This window comes from Pseudoalteromonas sp. SG45-5, assembly GCF_014164085.1.
Lineage (GTDB): Bacteria > Pseudomonadota > Gammaproteobacteria > Enterobacterales > Alteromonadaceae > Pseudoalteromonas > Pseudoalteromonas aliena.
Genome location: NZ_JACJEM010000028.1, coordinates 1 through 23,657 on the forward strand (window position 1 = coordinate 1; position 23,657 = coordinate 23,657).

Here is a 23,657-nt window from a genome sequence, read left to right on the forward strand (position 1 = left end):
AAAACCAAAACGGGTTGCAACCCGAAGGATGCAACCCGTTTTTTTGCGTTGATAAACAGCGCGTATTAGTTAAGTTTTTCTCTAATACGTGCAGATTTACCAGAACGCTCACGTAGATAGTAAAGCTTAGCACGGCGAACTGCACCGCGACGCTTAACTGTTACGCTATCAATAAGAGGGCTGTGCGTTTGGAATACACGCTCAACACCTTCACCGTTCGAAATCTTACGAACTGTAAATGCTGAGTGAAGACCACGATTACGCTTAGCGATTACAACACCTTCAAAGGCCTGTAGACGCTCTTTAGCACCTTCTTTTACTTTTACCTGTACAACCACTGTATCACCAGGGCCGAATGTAGGTACGTCTGTTTTAAGCTGCTCATCTTCAAGCGCTTTAATAATATTTTGGTTTACTTTTGCCATTATGTTTCTCACTTTCCTAGGTGTAACTGTCTTCTAGCCACAAGCTTTTTGGTACTCTTGCTGAAATTTCGCGAGTAATACCGCTTGCTCCTCAGTCAGAGCTAGGTTATGCAACAAGTCAGGACGTCGTAACCAAGTTCGGCCTAATGACTGCATAAGCCGCCATTTTGCTATCTCTTGGTGGTTGCCACTGAGTAATACAGCAGGAACCTGTTTGTCGTCCAATGTTTCTGGTCGTGTATAGTGTGGACAATCTAACAAGCCATCCGAAAACGAATCTTGTTCTGCTGACTGGTTATGACCTAACACGCCTGGCACTAATCGCGCTACTGCGTCAATTAATGTCATGGCAGGTAGTTCACCACCACTCAAAATAAAATCACCAATTGACCATTCTTCGTCAACATATGATTCTATTATTCTCTCATCTATACCTTCATAGCGACCGGCAATCAAAATCAGTTTTTTAGAGCTTGCGAGTTCGCTTGCTCCTTGCTGATCAAGTTTGCGCCCTTGTGGGGACATATAAATTACTTTAGCACCATCACCAGCCGCTTTTTTAGCGTCAAGAATGGCTTTTTTTAATGGCTCAACCATCATTAACATACCAGGTCCGCCCCCGTAAGGGCGATCATCCACTGTTCTATGCTTATCTAAAGCGTAATCCCGTGGATTCCAACAGTTAAAATCAATTAAACCACTTTTTACTGCGCGACCGGTAACCCCTTGCTGGGTAATTGCATCAAACATGTCTGGAAAAAGGCTTATCACCCCTACCCATAATGAACTAGTTTGCGTCATTAAAACCCAGGATCCCAGTCTACGGTAATTTCTCTTGCATCGTATTTAACGTCTTTAATAACTGAATCAGTTAAAAAAGGAATTAAACGCTCAGCTTGACCAAATGCGTCTTTACTGTTTGCTTTCACAACTAGTACGTCATTTGATCCTGTCTCCATTAGGTCATCAACAATGCCTAAGTCATAACCTTTATCAGTTACAACGGACATGCCAATGAGATCTCGCCAATAAAACTCACCTTGCGGGAGTTCTGGTAATTGCGCTGAATCCATTGAGATTTCGGCATGGGTATAAGCCATAGCTTCGTCTCGGTCGTTTACCTGCGCAAATTTAGCGATAAAGCCTTTGTTGTGACGACGCCAGTCGACCACTTCTAAGGACTGCCATTTACCTTGCTGCCCTATCAACCACGGGCTGAAATCGAAGATCCCTATGGGATCATCAGTAAATGAATGTACCTTAAGCCAGCCCTTTATACCATATGGGGCACCGAGCTTTCCTACGACAATTATTGATGAGGTGTTCTCTTGACTCATGGTTACACTTACGCCTATTAAGCCGCTTTACGAGCGTCTTTTACTAACTTAGCTACGCGATCTGAAAGAGATGCGCCCTGACCTACCCAGTGTTCAACACGTGGTAAATCTAAACGAATTTTTTCTTCTTGACCTGCAGCAATTGGGTTAAAAAAGCCTACTTTCTCGATGAAGCGACCGTCACGCGAGAAACGGCTATCCGCAACCACAATTTGATAGAAAGGGCGTTTTTTAGCGCCACCACGTTGCAAACGAATAGTTACCATACCGTCCTCTATAAAGATTGACTGTTTTCATTAATAAGATTTACTCCCCAGAATGGGGAGCTGGGGAATTGTACGAGTTTTTGGCAATAACGCAAGTAAGAAGTGAACCAAAAAGACAGTTTAGTAGGTTAAATTGTGATCTGAACGAAGAAATAGGATTAACTATGTACAATGCGCATAATTTATTCAATAAAAAAGGAGCAATTTGCTCCTTTTTTATTGAATATTATTTTGATCCTAAAAAATAGCGCTGAGCTAATTTTAAAATTTAGGCCCACCACCGCCCATCATTCCTGGAGGTAACATGCCTTTCATACCGCGCATCATTTTCATCATGCCGCCTTTGCCTTTCATCTTTTTCATCATTTTTTGCATTTGGGTAAACTGCTTGAGCAACTTATTGATCTCTTGTACTTGTGTACCAGAGCCCGCTGCGATGCGTTTTTTACGCGAACCTTTAATGATTTCAGGACGAGCACGTTCTTTTTTCGTCATAGAGCTAATAATTGCTTCCATTTGAATGAACGTTTTATCACCCATTTGCCCTTTAACTGCATCGGGTAAATTAGACATACCAGGCAGTTTATCAAGCATAGACATCATACCGCCCATGCTTTTCATTTGTTTAAGTTGATCGGCAAAATCGTCAAGCGTAAAACCTGCCCCCTTAAATACTTTTTCCGCAACTTTGGCAGCCTGCTCTTTATCGACTTTCATCTCGACTTCTTCGATTAATGAAAGTACATCACCCATACCTAAAATACGCGACGCTATACGGTCCGGATGAAAAGGCTCTAATGCATCAGTACGCTCACCAACACCCATAAATTTAATCGGTTTACCCGTGATATGGCGAATAGATAAAGCGGCACCACCACGCGCATCACCGTCGGTCTTTGTTAATATAACACCGGTAAGTGGTAATGCTTCGTCAAATGCTTTTGCTGTATTGGCGGCATCTTGGCCTGTCATTGCATCAACAACAAATAATGTTTCAATTGGGTTGATTGCTTTATGGAGATCTTTAATCTCATCCATCATGTCACTATCGACATGTAAACGACCAGCGGTATCAACAAGTACTACATCGATAAATTTCTTTTTTGCATGAGAGATAGCAGCTGTTGCAATATCTACCGGCTTTTGCGAGATATCACTTGGGAAAAAATCAACATCAACTTCAGCTGCAAGTGTTTCTAACTGCTTGATTGCCGCAGGGCGGTATACGTCGGCACTGACTACAAGCACCGATTTTTTCTTACGCTCTTTTAAAAACTTAGCTAGTTTTGCAACACTCGTGGTTTTACCTGCACCTTGAAGACCTGCCATCATTACAACCGCTGGTGGTTGTGCATTTAAGCTCAGTTCTTCATTGGCTTCACCCATTGCTTTTTCAAGTTCTTCGCGGACGATTTTCACGAATACTTGGCCTGGGCTTAAACTTTTAGTAACTTCCACACCAACGGCGCGTTCTTTCACTTGTTTTACAAAATCACGAACAACAGGCAACGCCACATCGGCTTCTAAAAAAGCCATACGCACTTCACGAAGAGTGTCTTTAATGTTGTCTTCTGTTAGGCGGCCTCGACCACTGATATTCTTTAAGGTTTTACCTAATCGTTCTTGGAGGTTCTCAAACATGTATCGGTTCCGATAAGACGTTATATCAATCTAATCACACGACCGCTTAGTCTGGCCGTTCAATTAACGATATTGATATTATTAAATTTGAATTAAAAACAGTATACCGTAAATGGTGGCGGACAATACAGTGTTCAAGTGCTAGTAGTTGAGTTTCTTTTTTTAAGGTCTATGCATTTGCTTTGCTATAAAATACAATGGCCACATAACAACAAGAATTTTTTTGATTCAAATTAAGTGGCCCAAGCATTATGCTGATTATTAGTTTAACTATTATTGCCAGTTTATTTTATGTGCTAGCAACGTCTCACGTGCTTTCACGACTGTTTCACCAACAAGGACCAAGCCAAAAAGTCACTATAGTACTGAGTACGGTTGCTATATTGGCGCATATGCTATTGTTGGTAAACTCTGTTTTTCGTGCCGACGGCCAAGATTTAAGTATCGTTAATGTGGCTTTACTAACCTGCTGGGTTATCGTTGTATCTGTCACGGCCGTATCGTTAAAGTTTCCTGCAACCTTGTTACTCCCTGTTGTATATGGTTTTGCCGCATTATTAAGCATTGCAAGCTTATTTATCCCTCACCACTTGCTTTTGCAAAGCTTGCAAGTTGAAATTGGCTTAGTCACTCATATTTCTTTATCTTTACTGGCATATTGTATTTTAATTATTGCTACTTTATACGGGGTTCAGTTTTACTTTATTGATAAGCGTTTAAAACGTAAAGATTTAGCCATAGTGCATAGTCATTTACCACCTCTTATGGTTGTTGAACGTCAATTATACCAACTGCTTAACTTAGGTACTGTACTGCTTACTTTTGCATTAATATCTGGCTTTGTTTTTCTTGATGGGATGTTTGCAAAAGAATTTATCCACAAAACGATACTATCTTTGCTCGCTTGGGTAATATTTGCAGTCGTTGCATTAGGTCATATGAAAAAAGGATGGAGAGGAAAACCCGTTGTTATTACCATCATGGTCGCTGCATTTATCCTCACACTTGCTTATTTTGGCAGCCGTTTCATACAAGAAGTGATACTTAATAAGTTTTAACTTGACTCTGCAAGCTCACTCTAGCTTAATACGCATTGATTTATAAGAAAAGGATCCATCGTTGGACGACATATCGACAAGTACCCTATTTATCATTTTAGGTTTATTGGTACTTTTTTCTGCTTATTTTTCCGGTTCAGAAACTGGGATCATGTCAATCAATCGTATACGCCTGCGACATCTTGCTAAACAAGATCATCGTGCAGCTAAGCGAGTCAGTAAATTACTCAGCCGTCCAGATAGATTAATTGGTTTAATTTTAATCGGCAATAACCTAGTCAATATAGCAGCGGCGCAAGTTGCCACTATTATTGGTATACGTTTATATGGTGATTTAGGTATCGCTATTGCTACAGGTGCACTCACACTTGTTGTGCTGATATTTGCCGAAGTGACTCCTAAGACACTTGCCGCTTTATATCCTGAAAAAGTTGCTTTTCCAAGTTCAATAATACTCAAAGGGTTACTTAAAATTCTATTCCCTTTTGTTGTTGTTATTAACTGGATGACCAATGGAATACTGCGGTTATTTGGTATTAGTGCCGCTCAAATCGACGAACACAGCATGAGTAAAGAAGAATTAAAAACAGTGGTAAACGAATCCGGTGCTCTATTACCCGCCCGTCACCAAAGCATGCTAACTTCAATTTTAGATTTAGAGCAAGTCACCGTTGAAGATATTATGATCCCACGCAACGAAATTGTGGCGATTGATATTAATGACGACTGGAAACTAATTAGCCGTCAGCTTACGCATTCTCAACATACGCGTGTATTACTTTATAGAGATAATATTGATGATGCTGTTGGGTTTATTCATTCGCGTGATGCGCTTAGGCTACTTACAAAAGAACAATTTGATAAACCATCGCTATTGCGTGCTGTACGCGAAATTTACTTTATACCTGAAGGTACTTCGCTCAATACGCAGCTTTTAAAATTCCAACAATCTAAAGAGCGTATTGGTTTAGTGGTTGACGAATACGGTGATATTCAAGGTTTAGTTACACTCGAAGATATTCTTGAAGAAGTCGTTGGTGACTTTACAACAACACAAACACGGACACCAAGTGAAGAAGTAACCACTCAAACAGATGGTTCTTTTATTGTTGATGGTGGTGCTAACGTTCGCGATTTAAACAAAGAAATGGGTTGGGAATTTCCGCTCGACGGCCCTAAAACACTTAGCGGCTTAATTGTTGAATATTTAGAAGATATTCCTGATGCCAACATTAGTTTACGTATTGCAGGTTACCCTGTTGAAGTGCTCGAAGTAAAAGAGAACATGATCAAACAGGTAAAAATACAGCCGAATAAGCGAAGCCGTTAAAACCAAAAAAGGAGCCAGTTGGCTCCTTTTTCATAAATAACTTTAACTAACCTGAGCTCTGGTTAAGAGATTTTTAGTGAAAACAAGGCGAATTTACGCGTCAATAGCGGGCCTATTGCAAGTAAATTCAACGCAATTAGCGCTGAAAATAGCTGCTCGAGATAGATTTATTATCCAGAGTTCAGGTTAACTATTTATAAGCTTAGCTGAACAACCGCTCTAACCACCCCTTATCTAAAGACCCCTCACAACGTTTAAGTTGTGCGCCATAACGACTCGCACGATGTTTCACTTTGTTAGCGACGCTCATTAACCACTTTTTCCTTTTATAAGTACCACGTTTGTAGCCGCCCCACCCTTCATGATAATTAAGGTATTGTGCGTAAGCATCCCATTTAGAAATACCATTCACTTTGTGAGTTTTATAAACAAACCATGCCATAAAATCAATTGCATCATCGAAGTCGTCCCGATCTGCGCCACTGTTCCCCGTCTCTCTAATATAATCAGACCACGTAGGCGTTTTGGCCTGTGAATAACCATAAGCATCACTGGCACGCCCCGTTGGGATTATCCATAAAAAATATTCCATGGGTGGGGCAGCGTCATGTTTAAACGAGCTTTCTTGATACATCATACTCATGAGTACGTGCTTTGGAGAGCCCCACTTTTCTTGAGCGTCTTTTGCGTCGTAATACCAATCTGACTTTTCTTCAAAAATTTTACAAATATCATTAGGTTGCTTTGGAGGAGCGGTTGCACAGCCAGCTATAGTCAGCGCTAGAGATAAAATAATTGTGTTTTTTTTCATATTTTAAGATCTCACTGAACTTTTATAAAATGTGTAGGTCTGATTTTATAATGCAGCAGTACAGCATTGTTTCATCCCTGAAGAATATTTACGCAGCCACTTAAGGGCTGCGTTTTTTTATTTTAACTAACAGCCAATTATTTCCCTTTAAAATACGCATCCAAAAATTCAGTAAACGATTGCGTATCAGCCCCTTCAATCGCTGCCTGAGCCTCATTAGACTCTACAACTTGTTGCTCCAACCAAGGCTTTAAAAACTCACTATACTGGGCCTCAGCATGGTTTTTCCTATACTTATTAGCCAACGCTAAAGCAAAATGTCCATTATCTAAACCAGACTCTTTTAGTTCTGCCACATAACGCCCCGAATAGGTCAATGCTGGGTTATGGATCCATGTAGCCATCCGCTTTACTGTACTTGAGTAATAATCAACACCGTAAGCATTATCCATCCACACTGCTACTTCACTTAATTGAGAAAATATCTCACCTCCCCATGATTGAAGACTACGTGATTCATTATTAAAGTTAAGCATGAGCCCTTCTTCGCGCCCCTGATTTACAACCGTATCGAGATTTTCAGTACTACACGCTTGTTCTTTCCAATCCATTTGTGGTGAATTTTTTAATAAGCAATACGTCAAAAAAACGTCTAGAAAGTGAATTTGCTCTATATCAATACCCACTTCGCTAAATGGGTTGACGTCTAGTGCGCGAATTTCAATATACTCAATACCCGCTCTAAGTAATGCATCTGTTGGCGTTTCACCATTTTTAGCATTGCGTTTAGGGCGTATAGGTGAATAAAATTCATTTTCGATTTGCAGTATATTTTTATTTAGTTGCTTTGGTGCTGCACTGGTATAGTCATCAAGATTACTGTAAATATCTGATGGCGTATTAATTGCTTTTTTAAGCCCTGCTACATACTCATCAAGCGAATTATACATAACACGTAAAGATGATTGTGCGCTATTTGTATACCCTAGATTACCTAAACGCAGCGCTGTGCCCACCTCTAAATAAAGTGTGCCTTTGCCCAATTTTTTAAAGGGTAACTCAGTTTTTCGCCCTTGCAAAAATGAGTTGCATAAGGCCGGCGATGCACCAAATAGATAACTAATTAACCAAAGTTCGCGCTTAAAGTTTCGGATAAGTGCTAAATAACCATCAGAAATAAAATCTTGCATGCTTGCATTGCTTTGTTCTAGCGAATGAAGCGAGTGCCATAAGGTATCTGGAAAAGAAATATTAAAATGTACACCCGCAATGGCTTGCATCATACTACCGTAGCGATTTTTTAACCCTTCACGGTAGAGTGTTTTCATTTTACCTGTATTGGAACTGCCAAATTGAGCTAAAACAATATCATCTTGATGCTCGATAAAGCATGGCATACTAATAGGCCAAAGCAGTTCATCGCCCATTTTTTCTAACGTAAACTTTTGTAAATCTTTTAATTGCTTAAGAGTTTGCGACGACGAATCACTAACAGGGGTAATAAACTCAAGTAATGATTCAGAAAAGTCAGTTGTAATGTGACCGTTAGTTAACGCACTACCCACCCCTGTAGGGTGTCCTTTAGGAGATATCACGCCATTACTTTGTATTCTTAGCGACTCTCGTTCAATGCCACGTTTAATGCCTTTAACTGCGTTGTGGTGCTTTTCAGCTGATAACGCATTAAGCGCATTTGTTAAATCATGTGTTGTCAAAAATATTTCCTCGGGCCACGTGGCTTAATCATAGGGTTATGGGGGCTAGTCACTTATTACTCAAGATTAAATTGCTAAGAACGATACAATTTTTTACCAATGATCGTTTGCCCTGTTTTGAACATACGCGTGATATGAATTACACCATGCAATAAATCGTCATACTGCCACTGCTCTTAACATTATACAATTGCTTTGCTGGGCAACTAACCAATTTATTATAAAACATATTAGGCCCTGTTTATCTTTCAAGGTTAAATTTGCAGCAGCCTATTTGGTATTTAGGCAAGGCAGAGCCTATGCAGTGTGGTTATCCCCCATAAATAGGCGATTAGAATAAATGCCAAACATACGCTGTTCATTGGGTTCCCCCCTAGAGGCGATTAACTCTTTGTAGCCTAAACGGATGCAGGTTAACTTTAGTATTAAGTTAACCTGCGTAATAGACCAGAATTTAGATAAAAATAATTCAAAGCAATTTCAATAGTTATAATTTAATTCAAAAAGACTTGATGTAGATCATAAAAGTGTAAGATATAAATTGTAAGCAGGTATAGATTGGTTCGATTTTTTGCTTTGTACCCAGTAAGCAATATAATAGCGACAACATTAAAGGATGACAGTAAATACAATGCGCAATAATAAAAGCTTAATAAATGAAGAGGTTCACTTTGATGAATCACAAGAGCTCGTTTCTACAACGGATCTAAGAGGTGTAATTACATACGCTAATCAAGAGTTTTGTGCTATCGCAGGATATAGCCCAGAAGAGCTAATAGGTAAAAACCATAATATTGTACGTCATCCAGATATGCCTAAGGCCGCATTTAAAGAAATGTGGTCGATACTAAAGCAAGGTCATTCTTGGCGAGGTATGGTAAAAAATCGTTGCAAAGATGGACGCTACTACTGGGTAGACGCCTTTGTGACGCCTATTTTTGAGCACGGGCAATTGATTGGCTATCAATCAGTAAGAAGTAAAGCAAGTGAACAGCTTAAGCAACGCGCCCAGCACCTTTATAATAAAATAAACGCGGGTAAATCACTGTTCAACCTTCGCGAGCAAACAAATCTTAGACAAGGCATTACACTTATTGGCTTAATCGCTTGGTTAGTTTCTGTTGCTATATTGGCCTCTTGGAGTGCTGCGTTAATTAATTCACTTGTGTGTGTTTTAGTTATAGCGCTCAATTATGATGAATTAATTGCCACACCCAAGATATTAAACACCCAAAAAGCAAAGTTCGATTCGGTCTCTCGCTACATTTTTAGTGGAAGTAATCCACATAGTGTGAGTGATTATAGAGAGCAAATGCTTAGCGCAAAATTACGAACTGTACTTGGCAGAATGAGAGATTCAACACTGAATTTCAATAATATAGCGATACACCTAGATGAACAATCAACACTAACGGAAAAAGGTATCGCCTCACAAGGACAGCGCTTAGAACAAATAGCCTCGGCAATGCTACAAATGAGCTCAACTATTGGTGAAATATCTAATAATACTCACCATACAGCTGATAAAGTAAATCTTACGCATCAAAGTTGTTCTGATATAAAACAACATATTGCTGGCAATAGCTCGATGGTTTCTGACTTAGCGACGCAAGTAGAACAAGCAGCTACAACAGCAAACAGTTTAGCTTCTGAAGCGGATAAGATCGGTCAAGTAATGAGTGAGATCGAGGGTATTGCCGAACAAACCAACTTGCTTGCGCTTAATGCCGCTATCGAAGCTGCTCGTGCAGGTGAGCATGGTCGTGGCTTTGCCGTTGTGGCTGATGAAGTGCGTGCACTTTCATCTCGCACTCAAAATGCAACAGCTCAGATTCATAGTTCAATAAAAGAAATCCAAGACACATTATTTAGCTGGTCTAAAATAATGCAAGATACTAAAACACAAGCTGATAGTTGTGTTAGTACAACAGATCAAACTCAAGTAGAGCTTGATGGTATATTTTTGCAAATAAGCGAAATATCTCAACTAGCGACTCAAATATCTGCAGCAGCAGAGCAGCAACAAGTTGTTAGTAGTGACATTGGCGGCAACGTAACACAGATTAAAGAGCTTGGTGACGATAACTTAAACTTGAGCTTTAATGTCGCAAAAGGAGCCGCTGAGCTAGTTGAGGGCTCACGTAAGGTAAATGATCTTTTACTTACTTTTACCGCCAAATAACAATTACTCTGGTTATAACTTTAAACTGTCTCTAAGTTCTACGCATTGCTTTATTTCAAACTGGGCCCTATACGGGCCTTTTTTTATAAAAGAAATACCTTATGTGGTTATTCCCTATAAATTTAATTCCTCCAGTCAGGCTAATAATAGCTATTCGCTGGTAATACTTAATTAAAAAGATTTAATCTGACGCAAATGGTGTTAAAAACTTCTGATATACAACTGCATGACGCAAGAGGTAGAGCAATGCAAGAGTAATTACCGAGAGCAACTAAATAACGAGGTTTTTTCCTTGTTATTAACAAAATTTTCTTACCTCAAATAGCTCACTTAATTAAGTGGATCAATACAAAAGGCTTGTATTAAAATACTACGGAAATTAGTTAAAAAAATGGGCTATAAATTAGCCCATTTTTTATTATCTACTTTTGATAGCTATTAAAGCTATCACTTACTCAATTCTAAATTTAGCCGTCGCGTCTAGCAGATTATCCGATAAGTAATGTAGGTTTTTAGCTACATCACGTACTGCTAGCAATGAATCCATGGTGTCTTCAAATGACACATGCATATTAGATACATTCTCAACAACCATAGCGGCAACAGAGGTCTGTTCTTCAGTCGCAGCTGCAATCTGTGAGTTCATACCATTAATTTCTAGCATCTGCTCTGCAATTTTTTCAATTGAGATACCTGTTTTCTCAGCAGCCGTCGCGTTGTCGGTTGCCATATCACGAGCCGAAGTCATTGCTGTAACCGACTCATTAGCTGCTTTAGTTAGTGCGCCTAATAGTTCACGAATTTCATTAGTAGAATGCGCTGTGCGAGAGGCAAGTTCACGAACTTCATCAGCAACAACGGCAAAACCACGACCATGCTCACCTGCACGTGCAGCTTCAATTGCAGCATTAAGCGCTAATAAGTTAGTTTGATCAGCAATTGAAGTAATTACGTTCAAAATTTGTGACACATTTTTTGTATCATCTGCAAGTTTATTGATTGTTGTAGCTGCTTGATTTATCTCATCACTAAGAGTGCGTGAAGCAGTTACAGACATTTGTACTTGAGAGCGGCTTTGTTCTACTTCTTTTTCTGCAGTTTGAACCGCATGTGACGCATTACCTGCTGATTGAGATATATCACCAACACTCTGCTTCATTTCTTCCATTGACTGCTTAACAATTTCTGCGTCAGTGGTTTGTTTTGTTGTAGCCTTTTCAGCTTGTTCCATGCCTTGCATTAACCGTGTTGAGTTTTCCATTAACGGTTCACATACTGCAATTACTTCAAGTACAGTATCTTTAAGTAAGGCTATAAACGCATTGAAGTTAATTGACACTTGCCCAATTTCATCTTCTGAGTTTACTGTTAACTGCGTACTTAAAGAGCCCTTACCGCTTGCAAGTAAGCTTAAGTTATTTGCGGCATCACTCGCTGATGAACCGATCCCTTTGGCAATCCAAATAGCCATAAACAAAAGCAACGTTAGAGACACAACTGAAACAACAAGCATCAAAGTGAGGGCATCATCAGAGCGAGAGCGGGTATTCCCGACTAATTCAAAAAATCTATCATCCGCTTTTTGCTGTGCACCTTTAAAACTTTCTAACACTGAGCTATATAAGGTTGTTTTTAATTTAGCTTGTTGCTGTATTTTACTAAAATCAGCTCCGCCATTAACCATTCCATTTGCAATGCTAGAAGATATTCTTTCGTAATTAACGAGTTCTTTTTTTGTTGTGCTGTTAACGAAAGAGGGATTTATTTGCTCTATTAGTTCTATGTTTGATTCAAGCATTTTATAAGTATCACTTGCTTTTATAACAAGCTCTTGCTCACCAAATGTCACTGCTTGGGTGTATAACTCATCAAGTTTTTCTAAAAGGGTTACATTTGATGAGGTTAGTTTTACGACTTTGTAAGATGACTTCTCCATTTCATCAAGCGACACTCTGTTATCATTCATCGCAAAGTAATTGATCAAAACGATCAGTAGGAATGCAATAACAGCTATGCTCGTTATTGCATGTATTTTTTTAGTAATACTTAGATTTTGAAAAGAGAAGCCTGAAGCCATACTGTTTACCCTATTTTATTGTCTAGATCTATTATCGGCTCAATACCTATAAGTGTTAACTATATTTTTAATATTTCTAGTTTTTTTATGCTTTTTTTGAAATTAAATGCAATTAGCAGCAACCGAGTGCTCAAAAAACGTTCCATTTCAAAATTCAGTAAAAAAAAACCAGTAACATTGCTGTTACTGGCTTATTAATTTGGTGCGGATGGGGGGACTTGAACCCCCACGCCCGAAAGCACCACCCCCTCAAGGTGGCGTGTCTACCAATTCCACCACATCCGCATTTGAACTTTTACTTAACTGTTAAATCTAGTGATTTATTTGAGGAATATAAATCGTTTAACAATTAATTATTAATTAGGTATATCTGAATTTTTATCTTGAGTAACTGTCACTGGCACATCTTCTTCAACAGGAATTACTGTTTCAGCTGACGGTGCTTTTTGTAAAATTTCCCACTCATCAGTTTTTTTGATTTGACTAGCTGTAAGGTTACCCAAAACGATACTCAAAACAAAAAACACAGTGGCTAAACTTGTTGTTGTTTTTGTCATAAAGTTACCTGCACCTGATGAACCAAAAACAGTCCCAGAAGCGCCAGCACCAAATGACGAACCCATATCCGCGCCTTTACCTTGTTGGATTAAAACCATGCCAACTAAAGCTAAAGCAACTACTAAATAAACTACTAATAAAATTTCGTACATCTTATAGGGTTCCTTTCGCACTTTCACAGATCGCAGAAAATGAATCTGCTTTTAAACTAGCACCGCCAATTAAGCCGCCGTCTATATCTGTTTGTGCAAATAATAATTCGCTATTTTTTTCATTTACGCTACCACCATACAAAATGGTAAGCCCTTGTGCTAAATCACTATCTAATGCAGCAATTTTATCACGGATAAATTTATGAACGTTTTGCGCCTGTTCTGGCGACGCCGTTTTACCTGTGCCGATGGCCCAAACGGGCTCGTATGCTATCACAGAATCTTTTAATGCTGCTACACCTAATTTCTCAATTACAGCATCTATTTGTGCAGCAACGACAAGTTCTGTTTTACCATTCTCTTGCTCAAATTCACTTTCCCCTACACATAAAATAGGAGTCAAACCGACTTGTTGAGCACGTGAAAACTTTTCAGCCACAGTACTATTGCTTTCATTGTAAATACTTCTTCGTTCAGAGTGGCCTACAAGCACATACTCTGCCCCTAAGTCTTTAACTAGTTGTGCATCAACTTCACCTGTAAAAGCACCAGATTTATACTCAGAAATAGTCTGAGTTCCAGTAGATACACCACTTGCAATGAGCGCTGAAACTAATGGGAACGGAGGAAATAATACAACGTCTATCTTTTTAGATTTAACATTGTTGATAGCGTCAGACATTTGCTTAACTAGTTCTAAAGAACCATTCATTTTCCAATTGCCTGCGACCATCGCTTTGCGTATTGCCATTTTTCCACTCCACATTAGAAAACGGGCGAGATATTAACTTTTATCGCCCAAAAATACAAGCGGTTATTGTTATCAATCAGTGTGTTTGCTCATAGATTCAACAACAGCTGCGATTTTTTGCGCACTATCGATTACAATCTTTTCTTGTTCTGCTTCAACCATAACGCGAACAACTGGCTCGGTTCCTGATTTACGAAGTAATACACGCCCTTTTTCACCTAATGTTTGCTCTACTTCAGCAACAGCTGCCAGCACTTCAGATGATTTAGTCGGATCTGTTCCTGGCGTATAGCGCACATTAATCATTTTCATTGGGTATTTTGTAAAGCCTGCCCCTAAATCTTGTAATGTACGATTTTGTGCAACCATTGCAGCTAATACCTGTAAACTTGAAATGATACCATCACCCGTGCTTATCAAATCAAGATTTAGAACGTGACCAGAGCTCTCTCCACCAATTTTCCAGCCTTTTTGCTGTAGCAGCTCCATTACATATCGGTCACCCACTTTACTGCGTTCAAACTCGATTCCTTTAGCTTTTAAGGCATTTTCTAAACCCATGTTAGACATTACAGTACCAACAACACCACCACCTAGGTTATCATCTTGAGCAGCCTGACAAGCAATAATATAAACTAAATCATCGCCATCAAATACACGACCATTGTGATCAACCATCATCACACGGTCGCCATCGCCATCATAAGCAATACCAACATCAGCCTTTAACTCAAGCACCTTGCGTTTTAAGGTATCTACATGTGTAGCGCCACACTCATGATTAATATTTACACCATTGGGTTCACATGCGTGGGTTATTACTTCTGCGCCTAATTCACGCATAACTGAGGGTGCAATGTGATAGGTGGCACCATTAGCACAATCAACAACTACTTTTAAACCTTCTAGCGATAGCCCTTGTGGAAACTGGCTTTTACAAAACTCAATGTAACGGCCATCAGCGCTAGGCAAACGACTCGCTTTACCTAGCTTGTCTGAAGCAACACACGTCATTGGTTCATCTAACATAGCTTCAATTTGAAGCTCAACAGCATCATCGAGCTTTAGGCCTTGCCCATTAAAGAACTTAATACCATTATCATAATATGGATTATGTGAAGCACTAATTACAATCCCTGCTTCAGCGCGAAATGTCTGTGCTAAATATGCAACAGCAGGCGTCGGCATAGGGCCAAGTAATATAACATCAATACCGGCAGCAATTAAGCCAGCCTCAAGTGCTGTTTCAAGCATATACCCTGAAATACGTGTATCTTTACCTATGATTACTTTTTTAGTACCGCTTTGAGATAACACTCGTCCTGCAGCCCAACCTAATTTCATCGCAAATTCAGGATTAATTGGTGGAGTGCCTACCAATCCACGCACACCATCTGTGCCAAAATACTTTCTTTCTTTCATTATAAAATTCCTTGTGTGCAGGCTTGATATACATTGAGTACGTCTGCAGTTTCTTTTACGTCATGTACACGAATAATTTTTGCGCCATTTTGCGCTGCAATTAACGCGCCTGCTAGGCTGCCCGCTAATCGCTCGTTTATGTCTCTATTTAACAAATTACCTATCATCGATTTACGTGATAACCCTGCCAACAATGGCAAATCAAATTTATTAAAATCATCAAACTTAGCTAATATTTCATAGTTATGAGCAAGCGTTTTACCAAACCCGAAACCAGGATCTAGAATAAGTTGTTCTAACTTAATTCCCGCTGTTTCACAGGCTTTAATACGCCGAGTAAAAAATGTGTTGATATCGGCAAATAAATCATCGTAATGAGGGGCTGATTGCATACTACGAGGTTGTCCTTGCATATGCATTAAGCAAACAGCTACATCTTTAAACTGAGAAACGACCTCTAACGCTCCGTGTTCTTGTAGTGCGCGCACATCATTAACAATATCAGCTCCTGCTAATATTGCTTGCTCCATTACTTGCGCTTTACTTGTATCTATTGAGATAATACAGTCACTTTGCTCACGAATTACTCTTATGACTGGAATTACTCGGGCAAGTTCATCTTCAAGCGTTACATCGGGGGCACCTGGGCGAGTTGATTCACCCCCGATATCTAAAATTGTCGCACCGTCATCTAATAATTGCATCGCACGCTTTAACACTTCAGCAGGCTTTAAAAATTGCCCACCATCAGAAAACGAATCCGGCGTTACATTCAATATCCCCATAATAACGGGTTTTTCAAGATTGAGTGTACGCCCTCTTGGAAGAGTTAATGTGCTAGTCATTGCCAACCTTTATTTTTCTAAATCGCTGATACAAAAAAGCCCCGAAGTTCGGGGCTTTCATTAACTATTTTAACGATTATTCAGCTTTATCATCAAGGTTTGTTTCATCTTTTTTTGATGAATCATCCAATTTTTGACTTTCATCAACTACTGGCTCTTGAGGTTCCTCCGCTTTTACAGGTTTTGCTTCGTGGCGATCGTGTGCATCACGCGGCTCTCGCACTGGTTGGCGTGCCATTAAATCATCAATTTGCTTAGCATCAATAGTTTCATATTTCATCAGCGCATCTTTCATTGAGTGAAGAATATCAATGTTTTCTTTTAATATTTCTTCTGCTCGTTGATAGTTACGATCAGATAGTAATCGAACCTCTGCATCTATTACTTTTGCTGTATCATCCGACATGCTTGATGAACGGCTACTGCCACCGCCCATGTACATTTCGTTTTGATCTTCAGCGTAAAGTAACGGGCCTAGTTTTTCACTTAAACCCCAATGCGTAACCATTTTACGCGCTATATCTGTAGCTCGCTCAATATCGTTACTTGCACCCGTTGTTACTTTATCAGCACCATAAATAAGTGCTTCAGCAATACGACCGCCATAGAGGCTAGAAATCATCGATTCTAAAAGCTCTTTTGAATGGCTAACGCGATCTTGTTCCGGTAGATACATTGTTACACCGAGCGCTCGGCCACGTGGAATAATAGATACTTTATAAACAGGATCATGCTCCGGCACCATACGGCCAACAATTGCATGGCCTGCTTCGTGGTAAGCCGTCATCTCTTTCTCTTGCTCGCTCATCACCATGGTCTTGCGCTCAGCACCCATCATGATTTTATCTTTAGCAGCATCAAACTCAGCCATACTTACAACGCGCTTATTACCACGTGCTGCGTAAAGCGCAGCTTCATTGACTAAGTTTGCTAAATCAGCACCTGAGAAACCTGGCGTACCACGTGCTATAAGAGCCGCTTCTACGTTATCGCCTAATGGCACTTTACGCATGTGTACTTTAAGTATTTGCTCACGACCACGAATATCAGGTAAACCTACTTCTACTTGACGATCAAAACGACCTGGGCGAAGTAATGCAGGGTCCAATACATCTGGTCGGTTAGTTGCTGCGATAACGATAATACCTTCGTTACCACCAAAACCATCCATTTCTACTAGCATTTGGTTAAGTGTTTGCTCACGTTCGTCGTTACCGCCGCCCATACCAGCACCACGTTTACGACCAACAGCGTCAATCTCATCGATAAAGATAATACAAGGCGCTGCTTTTTTAGCTTGCTCAAACATGTCGCGCACACGTGATGCACCAACACCTACGAACATTTCAACAAAGTCTGAACCAGAAATTGTGAAAAATGGGACTTTCGCCTCACCGGCAACCGCTTTTGCAAGGAGTGTTTTACCAGTACCAGGTGGGCCGACCATTAGTACGCCCTTAGGAATACTACCGCCTAGCTTTTGGAATTTTGATGGGTCACGTAAAAAGTCTACCAGTTCGGTAACATCTTCTTTTGCTTCATCACAACCTGCAACATCAGCAAAGGTTGTTTTAATTTGGTCTTCGCTCATTAAGCGCGCTTTGCTCTTACCAAACGACATAGCCCCTTTACCACCACCGCCTTGCATTTGACGCATGAAAAATATCCATACACCAATAAGCAATATCATCGGGAACCAAGAAATAAATATACTTGCTAAAAACGATTGTTCTTCAGGTTTAACACCCTTCACAATGACATCGCCTTTAAGTAAGTCATTTAAAATGTCTTTATCGTAAATTGGCATAATCGTTTGAAAACGCTCGCCACTGGATTTAGTGCCAGTAATTGTGCCACTGGTACTTTCAATTGCCACTTCTTGTATAGAGCCATTTCGGGCATCTTTAACAAATTGACTGTAGCTTGTTTGACGATCTACTTGATCGCCGCCATTAAAGCTCTGAAAGACTGACATCAGCACAACTGCAATGACCAGCCATAGTATTAAATTTTTCGCCATATCGCTCAAGGGGTTAACCTCTTGTATCCAATTAATTTAAATTCAACTAAACGCCAAGCAACTGTACTACAGTTTGTATCCAGTCGCTACTATATATACTTCCCGAGAACGGGCACGCGAGGCATCAGGTTTACGTATTTTCACTACTTTAAAACTATTACGTACGTCTTGTAAGTATTGATCAAAGCCTTCACCTTGGAATACTTTTACAATAAATGCGCCATTTTTCTTTAGTACTTGACTACACATGTCTAGTGCAAGCTCTACCAAATACATACTACCAGCTTGATCAACTGAATTATTACCACTCATATTTGGTGCCATGTCAGAGAATACCACATCAACATTTTTACCATCAATGCGTTTTAATAACGCATTTAATACCGCCTCCTCACGAAAATCACCTTGTAAAAAGTCAACACCGGCAAGAGAGTCCATTGGTAAAATATCACACGCTATTACCTGACCTTTATCACCCACTTTTTCAGCTAGGTATTGAGACCAACTACCAGGAGCCGCACCTAAATCAACTACGGTCATACCTGGACGCAGTATTTTATCTCTATTTTGGACTTCATCTAATTTAAAAACGGCTCTAGAACGCCAGCCTTTTTTTTGCGCTTCTTGAACATATTTATCATCAAAATGTTCTTTCAGCCATCGCTGTGAACTGGCTGACTGTTTTTTATTTGTCATAAATTAACACGCAACTAATTAGTAATATTCTTTAGATGGCGGTAGAATACCCTTAATTCAAGCCATATTCAGCAAAATTTGTATAAACATGACATTATCAAACAAACAAAAGCAGTTTTTAAAAGGTCAGGCACATAGCCTCAAGCCTGTAGTTTTACTAGGTTCTAACGGTTTAACCGAAGGCGTAGTAATGGAAATTCAAAGCGCATTAGAAATTCACGAATTGATTAAAGTTAAAGCTCCAACTGACGATCGTGAGACTAAAGCACTTATTTTTGAAGCTATAGTTCGTGAAACAGGTGCGACTAAGCTACAAACAATCGGTCATACTATCGTGCTTTACCGTCAAAGCGCTGAGAAAAAAATACATTTACCACGTAACTAAAATAGTATTTTATTTCGCATATAAAAAAACCAGTTAACGCTGGTTTTTTTTGTTCTAGGCCGTGTTAATCTTTGTGGATTGAAAGATTCAATTGATAGCTATTGGAGCCTAAAAGTTCATGGTTAAATCACTTACATCATATTTATGCGTCTCATTATTTTTATTTAATAAAAAGTAACGCGTAAAATCTGTTTCATGCATTGGCCCAACATTGTCACCTGAGAGTAACTCTGCAAGCTTAGGTGTAGTGTTACTGTGCCCAATTACAATCACAACTCCATCTAAATCAAGGAATGTATTTTGAAGTGCAATTAAATCACTTGCATTATATACCTCAGCTTTAGTCTTAAAGTACTTTTCTAATGGCGCTATTGTTTGTAATGTGCGCTTGTAGTTGCTGCTAAATAACTGAACTTCATTATATTTTTCAAATAGACTAATCAAACTCTGCGCACGCTTTTCACCCAATTCTGTTAAGCTAGGATTCTCCCCTGATGATTTTTCACTATGGCGGAATAAATAAATTTCATCCGGCGCTGCAAATACTGAATCACAGCTCAGTAACGCGAGTAAAAATAGCATCATTATATTTTTAACATTCATATTTTTTGACCTCGTTTATACTCTAATAAGCGATTAATAAATTCCGTCGTCAATTCATTAATTGCACCGGTTTCTGCATTTATTATTAAACTGAAACCAACGTTTAAATGAGGGAAAACAACTAAGTCACTGCGATATCCTTGAACCCAACCACTGTGATAATAAAGTATTTCATCGGCATAATTATATATTCTCCACCCTAACCCATAGAATGTGTCCTCTAAATACTTTTTCCATACGCGCCTATGGCGTTCTTTTTTTGTCAAAGTATAAGGACGAGTTTGAATTGCCAATGCATCAAGTGATAAAACGTCAGGGTACTGACCTAATTGTGCTTTTAACCAAATAGCCATATCACTGGCACTTGCGTTAATGCCAGCTGCGGGCCCAACTTTATAATAATTTTTTTTAAGCTTGGTACTATACCAACGTTTTTTACCACGTACGTGCGGCAAGGCATAATTACGATCTTTTACCATTGCGTTATAACCTAAACTGGCATCAGCCATTTTTAGGGGACTAAATATCGTGTCAGTTAACCAGCTAGTGTAGCTTCTGTCTGTGCTTTTTAAGATAACCTCATTAATTAAACTAAACATAACATTTTGATAGCCATAACAACGTCCAGGTTTACAGATTGGTTCAATATTTAGTAACTGCTGAACAATATCGGGGGAACTCATAGGCGATTCAATCAAATTGTCGTAAGCATTTGGAACCAAGCCGCTTGAATGGCTTAAAATATGAAACACTTTTAAATCGTTTTTATAATTCGTGTTTTTAAAATCAGGAATATATTCACTAATTGGACTATCTAATTTAAGTAGGCCCTCGGCGGCTAGTTGAGCAGCCAACGAGCCTGCAAACGTTTTAGATACAGATGCTAATCTAAAGCGGGTGTGCGCGTTTACTTTTTTGCCATTGGGCACTTTAGTTAAGCCCATAGTATGAATATAATCTCGGTTCTTTGTATTCACTATAGACAAGGCAGCACCTGGAATACCTTTGTTTTTTAGTTTTTTCTCTGCGTAGCGACCGTATTTTTTTACAAATGCATTCCAGTCAGGATCTGCTTTTGCTGCAAAACCTACCGAGCTAAATAATAAACACACTGCGGCAAACCAATACAGTAAAGGGTTAAGGTACTTCATTTTATAATTTTATCTTTTAACTTTATCTGCGCACATAATATCATGAAGTTTTGTTTGGACTAACGTACAATACGGCAATTATTATGCTTTAGTGGGTGTTTAGTTCTTATGCGTTTTTTAGTTGTATTACTTTTTATTTTTTTATCCGCTGGTTGTTCAATCACAAAGCAACCTGCTGAATCTTTAACCATGCCGTTAAAGCCAACTTTAAAAAGTCAAACATACCTGCTTGAGTATGAAACAGAGCATGCTTCTCCAAAAGTAAAATCGGTTCAATTACCGGCTCATAAAATAAAGATTAATCAAACAGTTAAAATCGTATCAGATAAAGCAAGTATGACTGACACGTTATTGTCGCAAATAAGCCAAGCGCTTAACGAAAAACAATTAAAAGTAACAACAAGAAACGATAGTGATTACATTCTTACAATTCAACAACTTGATTTAACATTTAAAGACGATATTCAATACACACCAAGTAAACCAGAAAAAACATATTCTCTGTATAAAAAGGTTGTTCAACAATACCCCGCTCAACAATGCGCAGCGATTTTTACAGAAGTAAGCATGCGGTTAACCCATAAACAGTCTGGTGACGTTGTGTGGTTTGCAAAATCATCAATAGACAGCGCAAGCTTTCATCGAGAGCCGCTGGCTTATAACTTTAGCGAAGAACAAAAAATCTCTAACGAGTTAGAAGTAGCTGCTTTTATCCACCAACAAAATACAGAGCAAGCGCGCCTTGCTCGAGTCGATAAAAAAGTAGAAATACCCAGCTATAAAATAATATCGAAGCTATCTAGCCTGACAAAAATAAGTGGCCCATGTAATCGCACAGAAGTGAGTGCATTGACTCCTATGATGCAATTTTACTTAAGCAGTATATTAATAGATAAAATTAAAGTGCAGTAAAGCGCAGCTTTCACTACACTTTCTTACAGATTATGAAAGGCTATTAACAATATACTACGCTTTATAACAACTAATAATTAGGTCGAAAGATGAAACACTCTTTACTTAACCATACTTTATTTTATATAAGCTTGTTTTGTAGCTGCATGTTCAGTACCACAAGTATGGCAAGTAATCGCTACTACGCCGATAACACACTAGAGCCTACTCAAGGCTTTGCCTGGGATTGGAGTGCTGGTGGGGGCTATTATATTAAAGATTCATACTTAGTCGGGGTTGACTCCTACGACGACGGTATGGAAATTGATTTAAGCCTTGCTATATCTTACGATAAATTCTATCTCGACTTCGATCATAACCAACTCAGTGGTGGCCTTGTAATAGGCTATAGTTTAGTTGATAAGTTTGATTGGGGATTAGATATTTTAGCCACCAATATTCAAGCAGGGTTTGATGAAAGAGGTATTGGCCTTACCGGGAATGATATAATCGATGAATTACGCGGTATAAAATCACGTAGCTATGACTTTGATACTGGTCTTAGATTAACTCGTCGCTTTGCTAACTCACAAATATCATTTGAATACCTTCATGATATTTCAAGCACTCACAATGGCTGGATTATTAATACCTTTTTTAGTCACATTTTACCTTGGCGAAATTGGGAGTTTAGATCGGGTGTTGGACTAAGTGCATATTCTGCCAATTTTACTAACTATTATTTTGGCATAGATAAAGATGAAGCTTCAGCACTACGCCCTATTTATAAAACAAACGTTAGCACTAGTCTTATTTTTGAATTTCATGCGGAGTACCCTATAAACCAAGATTGGGTTTTTTTAGCTGGTTGGCTTACTACATGGTTTTCAAAAGAAATTGATAACAGTCCTATCATTTCTCAAAGATATCAACACAAAGCCAAGGTAGGCCTACGTTATGTATTTTAGATGGATTTGCATACTCGCAATTTTTCCTACTGTTTTGTCTGCACAGACAGAAAGTAACCCAGCACCACTTATTATAATTCCCGATACATGTGTCGCCTTACGTGAAGGGCGAAATTGCTATGCTGACGTCGTCATAACATGGCAGCAACCGACTATTGGCAACTACTGCTTACGTGATGCAACCTCTAAATATATTATGCAGTGTTGGCTAAAACAAAAACAAGGCACGCTTAATTACACATTTGACTCAGAGCAAAGCATCTCGTTTGAGCTTTTTGACAGTAACACATCAAAAGTAATCGATACCAGCGAAGTTAAGCTACAGTGGGTATACCAAAATAGGCAAAAAAAGCGTCGTTGGCGACTATTTTAA

General features: G+C 39.1%; 23 protein-coding genes and 1 tRNA gene. 7 read left to right on the forward strand and 17 right to left on the reverse strand.

Going from position 1 to position 23,657, the window contains the following annotated elements; all coding sequences use genetic code 11:
- Positions 1-65: 65 nt before the first annotated feature.
- The 5 genes from rplS to ffh all read right to left on the reverse strand — a co-directional run bounded on the left by rplS (position 66) and on the right by ffh (position 3,669).
- On the reverse strand, positions 66-425 hold the full coding sequence (rplS, locus tag H5119_RS10610) for a 50S ribosomal protein L19 (RefSeq protein ID WP_007378355.1): 360 nt from the start codon (positions 423-425) through the stop codon (positions 66-68).
- 33 nt (positions 426-458) lie between these two features.
- Positions 459-1,226, reverse strand: a complete 768-nt coding sequence (gene trmD / locus H5119_RS10615; protein ID WP_138585702.1) for a tRNA (guanosine(37)-N1)-methyltransferase TrmD — start codon at positions 1,224-1,226, stop codon at positions 459-461.
- A complete protein-coding gene (gene rimM, locus H5119_RS10620) occupies positions 1,226-1,762 on the reverse strand; it encodes a ribosome maturation factor RimM (protein ID WP_007378357.1) in 537 nt (178 codons plus the stop codon). Before rimM ends, trmD begins: the two co-directional genes overlap by 1 nt.
- 17 nt (positions 1,763-1,779) lie before the next feature.
- Positions 1,780-2,028, reverse strand: a complete 249-nt coding sequence (rpsP, locus tag H5119_RS10625) for a 30S ribosomal protein S16 (RefSeq protein WP_011327633.1) — start codon at positions 2,026-2,028, stop codon at positions 1,780-1,782.
- A gap of 261 nt (positions 2,029-2,289) precedes the next feature.
- Entirely contained in the window at positions 2,290-3,669 is a 1,380-nt protein-coding gene (gene ffh, locus H5119_RS10630) for a signal recognition particle protein (RefSeq protein ID WP_077538606.1), read from the reverse strand.
- A gap of 251 nt (positions 3,670-3,920) precedes the next feature.
- Between ffh and H5119_RS10635 the strand changes: the two genes are divergently transcribed.
- Entirely contained in the window at positions 3,921-4,727 is an 807-nt protein-coding gene (locus H5119_RS10635; RefSeq protein WP_182702202.1) for an inner membrane protein YpjD, read from the forward strand.
- A 61-nt stretch (positions 4,728-4,788) separates the two neighbouring features.
- Complete coding sequence (locus tag H5119_RS10640; RefSeq protein ID WP_157604317.1) at positions 4,789-6,057, forward strand: HlyC/CorC family transporter; 1,269 nt, start codon at positions 4,789-4,791, stop codon at positions 6,055-6,057.
- A gap of 202 nt (positions 6,058-6,259) precedes the next feature.
- Here the strand turns inward: H5119_RS10640 and H5119_RS10645 are convergent, their stop codons facing one another.
- Together H5119_RS10645 and gshA are read right to left on the reverse strand one after the other, a co-directional pair.
- A complete protein-coding gene (locus H5119_RS10645; RefSeq protein WP_077538608.1) occupies positions 6,260-6,868 on the reverse strand; it encodes a transglycosylase SLT domain-containing protein in 609 nt (202 codons plus the stop codon).
- Positions 6,869-7,005: 137 nt separating this feature from the next.
- Complete coding sequence (gene gshA, locus H5119_RS10650) at positions 7,006-8,583, reverse strand: glutamate--cysteine ligase (protein ID WP_182702203.1); 1,578 nt, start codon at positions 8,581-8,583, stop codon at positions 7,006-7,008.
- Positions 8,584-9,214: 631 nt separating this feature from the next.
- Between gshA and H5119_RS10655 the strand changes: the two genes are divergently transcribed.
- Positions 9,215-10,765: a PAS domain-containing methyl-accepting chemotaxis protein gene (locus H5119_RS10655; RefSeq protein WP_182702204.1), complete on the forward strand. Its 1,551-nt coding sequence runs from the start codon at positions 9,215-9,217 to the stop codon at positions 10,763-10,765.
- Positions 10,766-11,216: 451 nt separating this feature from the next.
- On the opposite strand, the gene H5119_RS10660 is transcribed toward H5119_RS10655, so the two are convergent.
- The 8 genes from H5119_RS10660 to rlmE form a co-directional block, all read right to left on the reverse strand.
- A complete protein-coding gene (locus tag H5119_RS10660; protein ID WP_182702205.1) occupies positions 11,217-12,842 on the reverse strand; it encodes a methyl-accepting chemotaxis protein in 1,626 nt (541 codons plus the stop codon).
- A 200-nt stretch (positions 12,843-13,042) separates the two neighbouring features.
- Positions 13,043-13,127: transfer RNA gene (locus H5119_RS10665), tRNA-Leu, on the reverse strand.
- 71 nt (positions 13,128-13,198) lie between these two features.
- On the reverse strand, positions 13,199-13,552 hold the full coding sequence (gene secG / locus H5119_RS10670) for a preprotein translocase subunit SecG (RefSeq protein ID WP_138585520.1): 354 nt from the start codon (positions 13,550-13,552) through the stop codon (positions 13,199-13,201).
- A gap of 1 nt (position 13,553) precedes the next feature.
- The gene (tpiA, locus tag H5119_RS10675; RefSeq protein WP_182702206.1) at positions 13,554-14,303 is read right to left on the reverse strand and encodes a triose-phosphate isomerase; all 750 of its coding nucleotides are present in this window, start codon (positions 14,301-14,303) and stop codon (positions 13,554-13,556) included.
- Between the two features lie 72 nt (positions 14,304-14,375).
- Positions 14,376-15,725 carry a phosphoglucosamine mutase gene (gene glmM / locus H5119_RS10680; RefSeq protein WP_138585522.1) on the reverse strand — a complete coding sequence of 450 codons (1,350 nt, stop codon included), beginning with the start codon at positions 15,723-15,725 and terminating at the stop codon, positions 14,376-14,378.
- On the reverse strand, positions 15,725-16,570 hold the full coding sequence (folP, locus tag H5119_RS10685) for a dihydropteroate synthase (RefSeq protein ID WP_182702207.1): 846 nt from the start codon (positions 16,568-16,570) through the stop codon (positions 15,725-15,727). The genes glmM and folP overlap by 1 nt, the downstream gene beginning before the upstream one ends.
- 76 nt (positions 16,571-16,646) lie before the next feature.
- Complete coding sequence (ftsH, locus tag H5119_RS10690; protein WP_259398982.1) at positions 16,647-18,590, reverse strand: ATP-dependent zinc metalloprotease FtsH; 1,944 nt, start codon at positions 18,588-18,590, stop codon at positions 16,647-16,649.
- A 66-nt stretch (positions 18,591-18,656) separates the two neighbouring features.
- The gene (gene rlmE / locus H5119_RS10695; RefSeq protein ID WP_007377784.1) at positions 18,657-19,286 is read right to left on the reverse strand and encodes a 23S rRNA (uridine(2552)-2'-O)-methyltransferase RlmE; all 630 of its coding nucleotides are present in this window, start codon (positions 19,284-19,286) and stop codon (positions 18,657-18,659) included.
- Between the two features lie 88 nt (positions 19,287-19,374).
- Between rlmE and yhbY the strand changes: the two genes are divergently transcribed.
- Positions 19,375-19,671 (forward strand): ribosome assembly RNA-binding protein YhbY, encoded by a 297-nt coding sequence (gene yhbY / locus H5119_RS10700; RefSeq protein WP_077538615.1) that lies wholly within the window; start codon positions 19,375-19,377, stop codon positions 19,669-19,671.
- Between the two features lie 108 nt (positions 19,672-19,779).
- On the opposite strand, the gene H5119_RS10705 is transcribed toward yhbY, so the two are convergent.
- Together H5119_RS10705 and H5119_RS10710 are read right to left on the reverse strand one after the other, a co-directional pair.
- Positions 19,780-20,274 (reverse strand): histidine phosphatase family protein, encoded by a 495-nt coding sequence (locus tag H5119_RS10705; RefSeq protein WP_182702209.1) that lies wholly within the window; start codon positions 20,272-20,274, stop codon positions 19,780-19,782.
- Positions 20,271-21,425: a serine hydrolase gene (locus H5119_RS10710; RefSeq protein ID WP_182702210.1), complete on the reverse strand. Its 1,155-nt coding sequence runs from the start codon at positions 21,423-21,425 to the stop codon at positions 20,271-20,273. The genes H5119_RS10705 and H5119_RS10710 overlap by 4 nt, the downstream gene beginning before the upstream one ends.
- Before the next feature lie 108 nt (positions 21,426-21,533).
- Between H5119_RS10710 and H5119_RS10715 the strand changes: the two genes are divergently transcribed.
- From H5119_RS10715 to H5119_RS10725, 3 genes are all read left to right on the forward strand, one after another.
- Positions 21,534-22,337: a hypothetical protein gene (locus H5119_RS10715; protein ID WP_182702211.1), complete on the forward strand. Its 804-nt coding sequence runs from the start codon at positions 21,534-21,536 to the stop codon at positions 22,335-22,337.
- Between the two features lie 89 nt (positions 22,338-22,426).
- Positions 22,427-23,284: a MipA/OmpV family protein gene (locus H5119_RS10720; protein ID WP_182702212.1), complete on the forward strand. Its 858-nt coding sequence runs from the start codon at positions 22,427-22,429 to the stop codon at positions 23,282-23,284.
- On the forward strand, positions 23,274-23,657 hold the full coding sequence (locus H5119_RS10725) for a DUF3019 domain-containing protein (RefSeq protein ID WP_182702213.1): 384 nt from the start codon (positions 23,274-23,276) through the stop codon (positions 23,655-23,657). Before H5119_RS10720 ends, H5119_RS10725 begins: the two co-directional genes overlap by 11 nt.

What these genes read in the sequence shown, in the direction of transcription:
- rlmE (WP_007377784.1), bottom strand. Translation starts at nt 19,286, where the DNA reads ATGACAAATAAAAAACAGTCAGCCAGTTCACAGCGATGGCTGAAAGAA.
- glmM (WP_138585522.1), bottom strand. Translation starts at nt 15,725, where the DNA reads ATGAAAGAAAGAAAGTATTTTGGCACAGATGGTGTGCGTGGATTGGTA.
- rpsP (WP_011327633.1), bottom strand. Translation starts at nt 2,028, where the DNA reads ATGGTAACTATTCGTTTGCAACGTGGTGGCGCTAAAAAACGCCCTTTC.
- H5119_RS10645 (WP_077538608.1), bottom strand. Translation starts at nt 6,868, where the DNA reads ATGAAAAAAAACACAATTATTTTATCTCTAGCGCTGACTATAGCTGGC.
- secG (WP_138585520.1), bottom strand. Translation starts at nt 13,552, where the DNA reads ATGTACGAAATTTTATTAGTAGTTTATTTAGTAGTTGCTTTAGCTTTA.
- H5119_RS10705 (WP_182702209.1), bottom strand. Translation starts at nt 20,274, where the DNA reads ATGAATGTTAAAAATATAATGATGCTATTTTTACTCGCGTTACTGAGC.
- tpiA (WP_182702206.1), bottom strand. Translation starts at nt 14,303, where the DNA reads ATGGCAATACGCAAAGCGATGGTCGCAGGCAATTGGAAAATGAATGGT.
- rimM (WP_007378357.1), bottom strand. Translation starts at nt 1,762, where the DNA reads ATGAGTCAAGAGAACACCTCATCAATAATTGTCGTAGGAAAGCTCGGT.
- H5119_RS10715 (WP_182702211.1), top strand. Translation starts at nt 21,534, where the DNA reads ATGCGTTTTTTAGTTGTATTACTTTTTATTTTTTTATCCGCTGGTTGT.
- H5119_RS10710 (WP_182702210.1), bottom strand. Translation starts at nt 21,425, where the DNA reads ATGAAGTACCTTAACCCTTTACTGTATTGGTTTGCCGCAGTGTGTTTA.
- H5119_RS10720 (WP_182702212.1), top strand. Translation starts at nt 22,427, where the DNA reads ATGAAACACTCTTTACTTAACCATACTTTATTTTATATAAGCTTGTTT.
- trmD (WP_138585702.1), bottom strand. Translation starts at nt 1,226, where the DNA reads ATGACGCAAACTAGTTCATTATGGGTAGGGGTGATAAGCCTTTTTCCA.
- ffh (WP_077538606.1), bottom strand. Translation starts at nt 3,669, where the DNA reads ATGTTTGAGAACCTCCAAGAACGATTAGGTAAAACCTTAAAGAATATC.
- H5119_RS10655 (WP_182702204.1), top strand. Translation starts at nt 9,215, where the DNA reads ATGCGCAATAATAAAAGCTTAATAAATGAAGAGGTTCACTTTGATGAA.
- ftsH (WP_259398982.1), bottom strand. Translation starts at nt 18,590, where the DNA reads ATGGCGAAAAATTTAATACTATGGCTGGTCATTGCAGTTGTGCTGATG.
- H5119_RS10635 (WP_182702202.1), top strand. Translation starts at nt 3,921, where the DNA reads ATGCTGATTATTAGTTTAACTATTATTGCCAGTTTATTTTATGTGCTA.
- H5119_RS10660 (WP_182702205.1), bottom strand. Translation starts at nt 12,842, where the DNA reads ATGGCTTCAGGCTTCTCTTTTCAAAATCTAAGTATTACTAAAAAAATA.
- rplS (WP_007378355.1), bottom strand. Translation starts at nt 425, where the DNA reads ATGGCAAAAGTAAACCAAAATATTATTAAAGCGCTTGAAGATGAGCAG.
- yhbY (WP_077538615.1), top strand. Translation starts at nt 19,375, where the DNA reads ATGACATTATCAAACAAACAAAAGCAGTTTTTAAAAGGTCAGGCACAT.
- folP (WP_182702207.1), bottom strand. Translation starts at nt 16,570, where the DNA reads ATGACTAGCACATTAACTCTTCCAAGAGGGCGTACACTCAATCTTGAA.
- H5119_RS10725 (WP_182702213.1), top strand. Translation starts at nt 23,274, where the DNA reads ATGTATTTTAGATGGATTTGCATACTCGCAATTTTTCCTACTGTTTTG.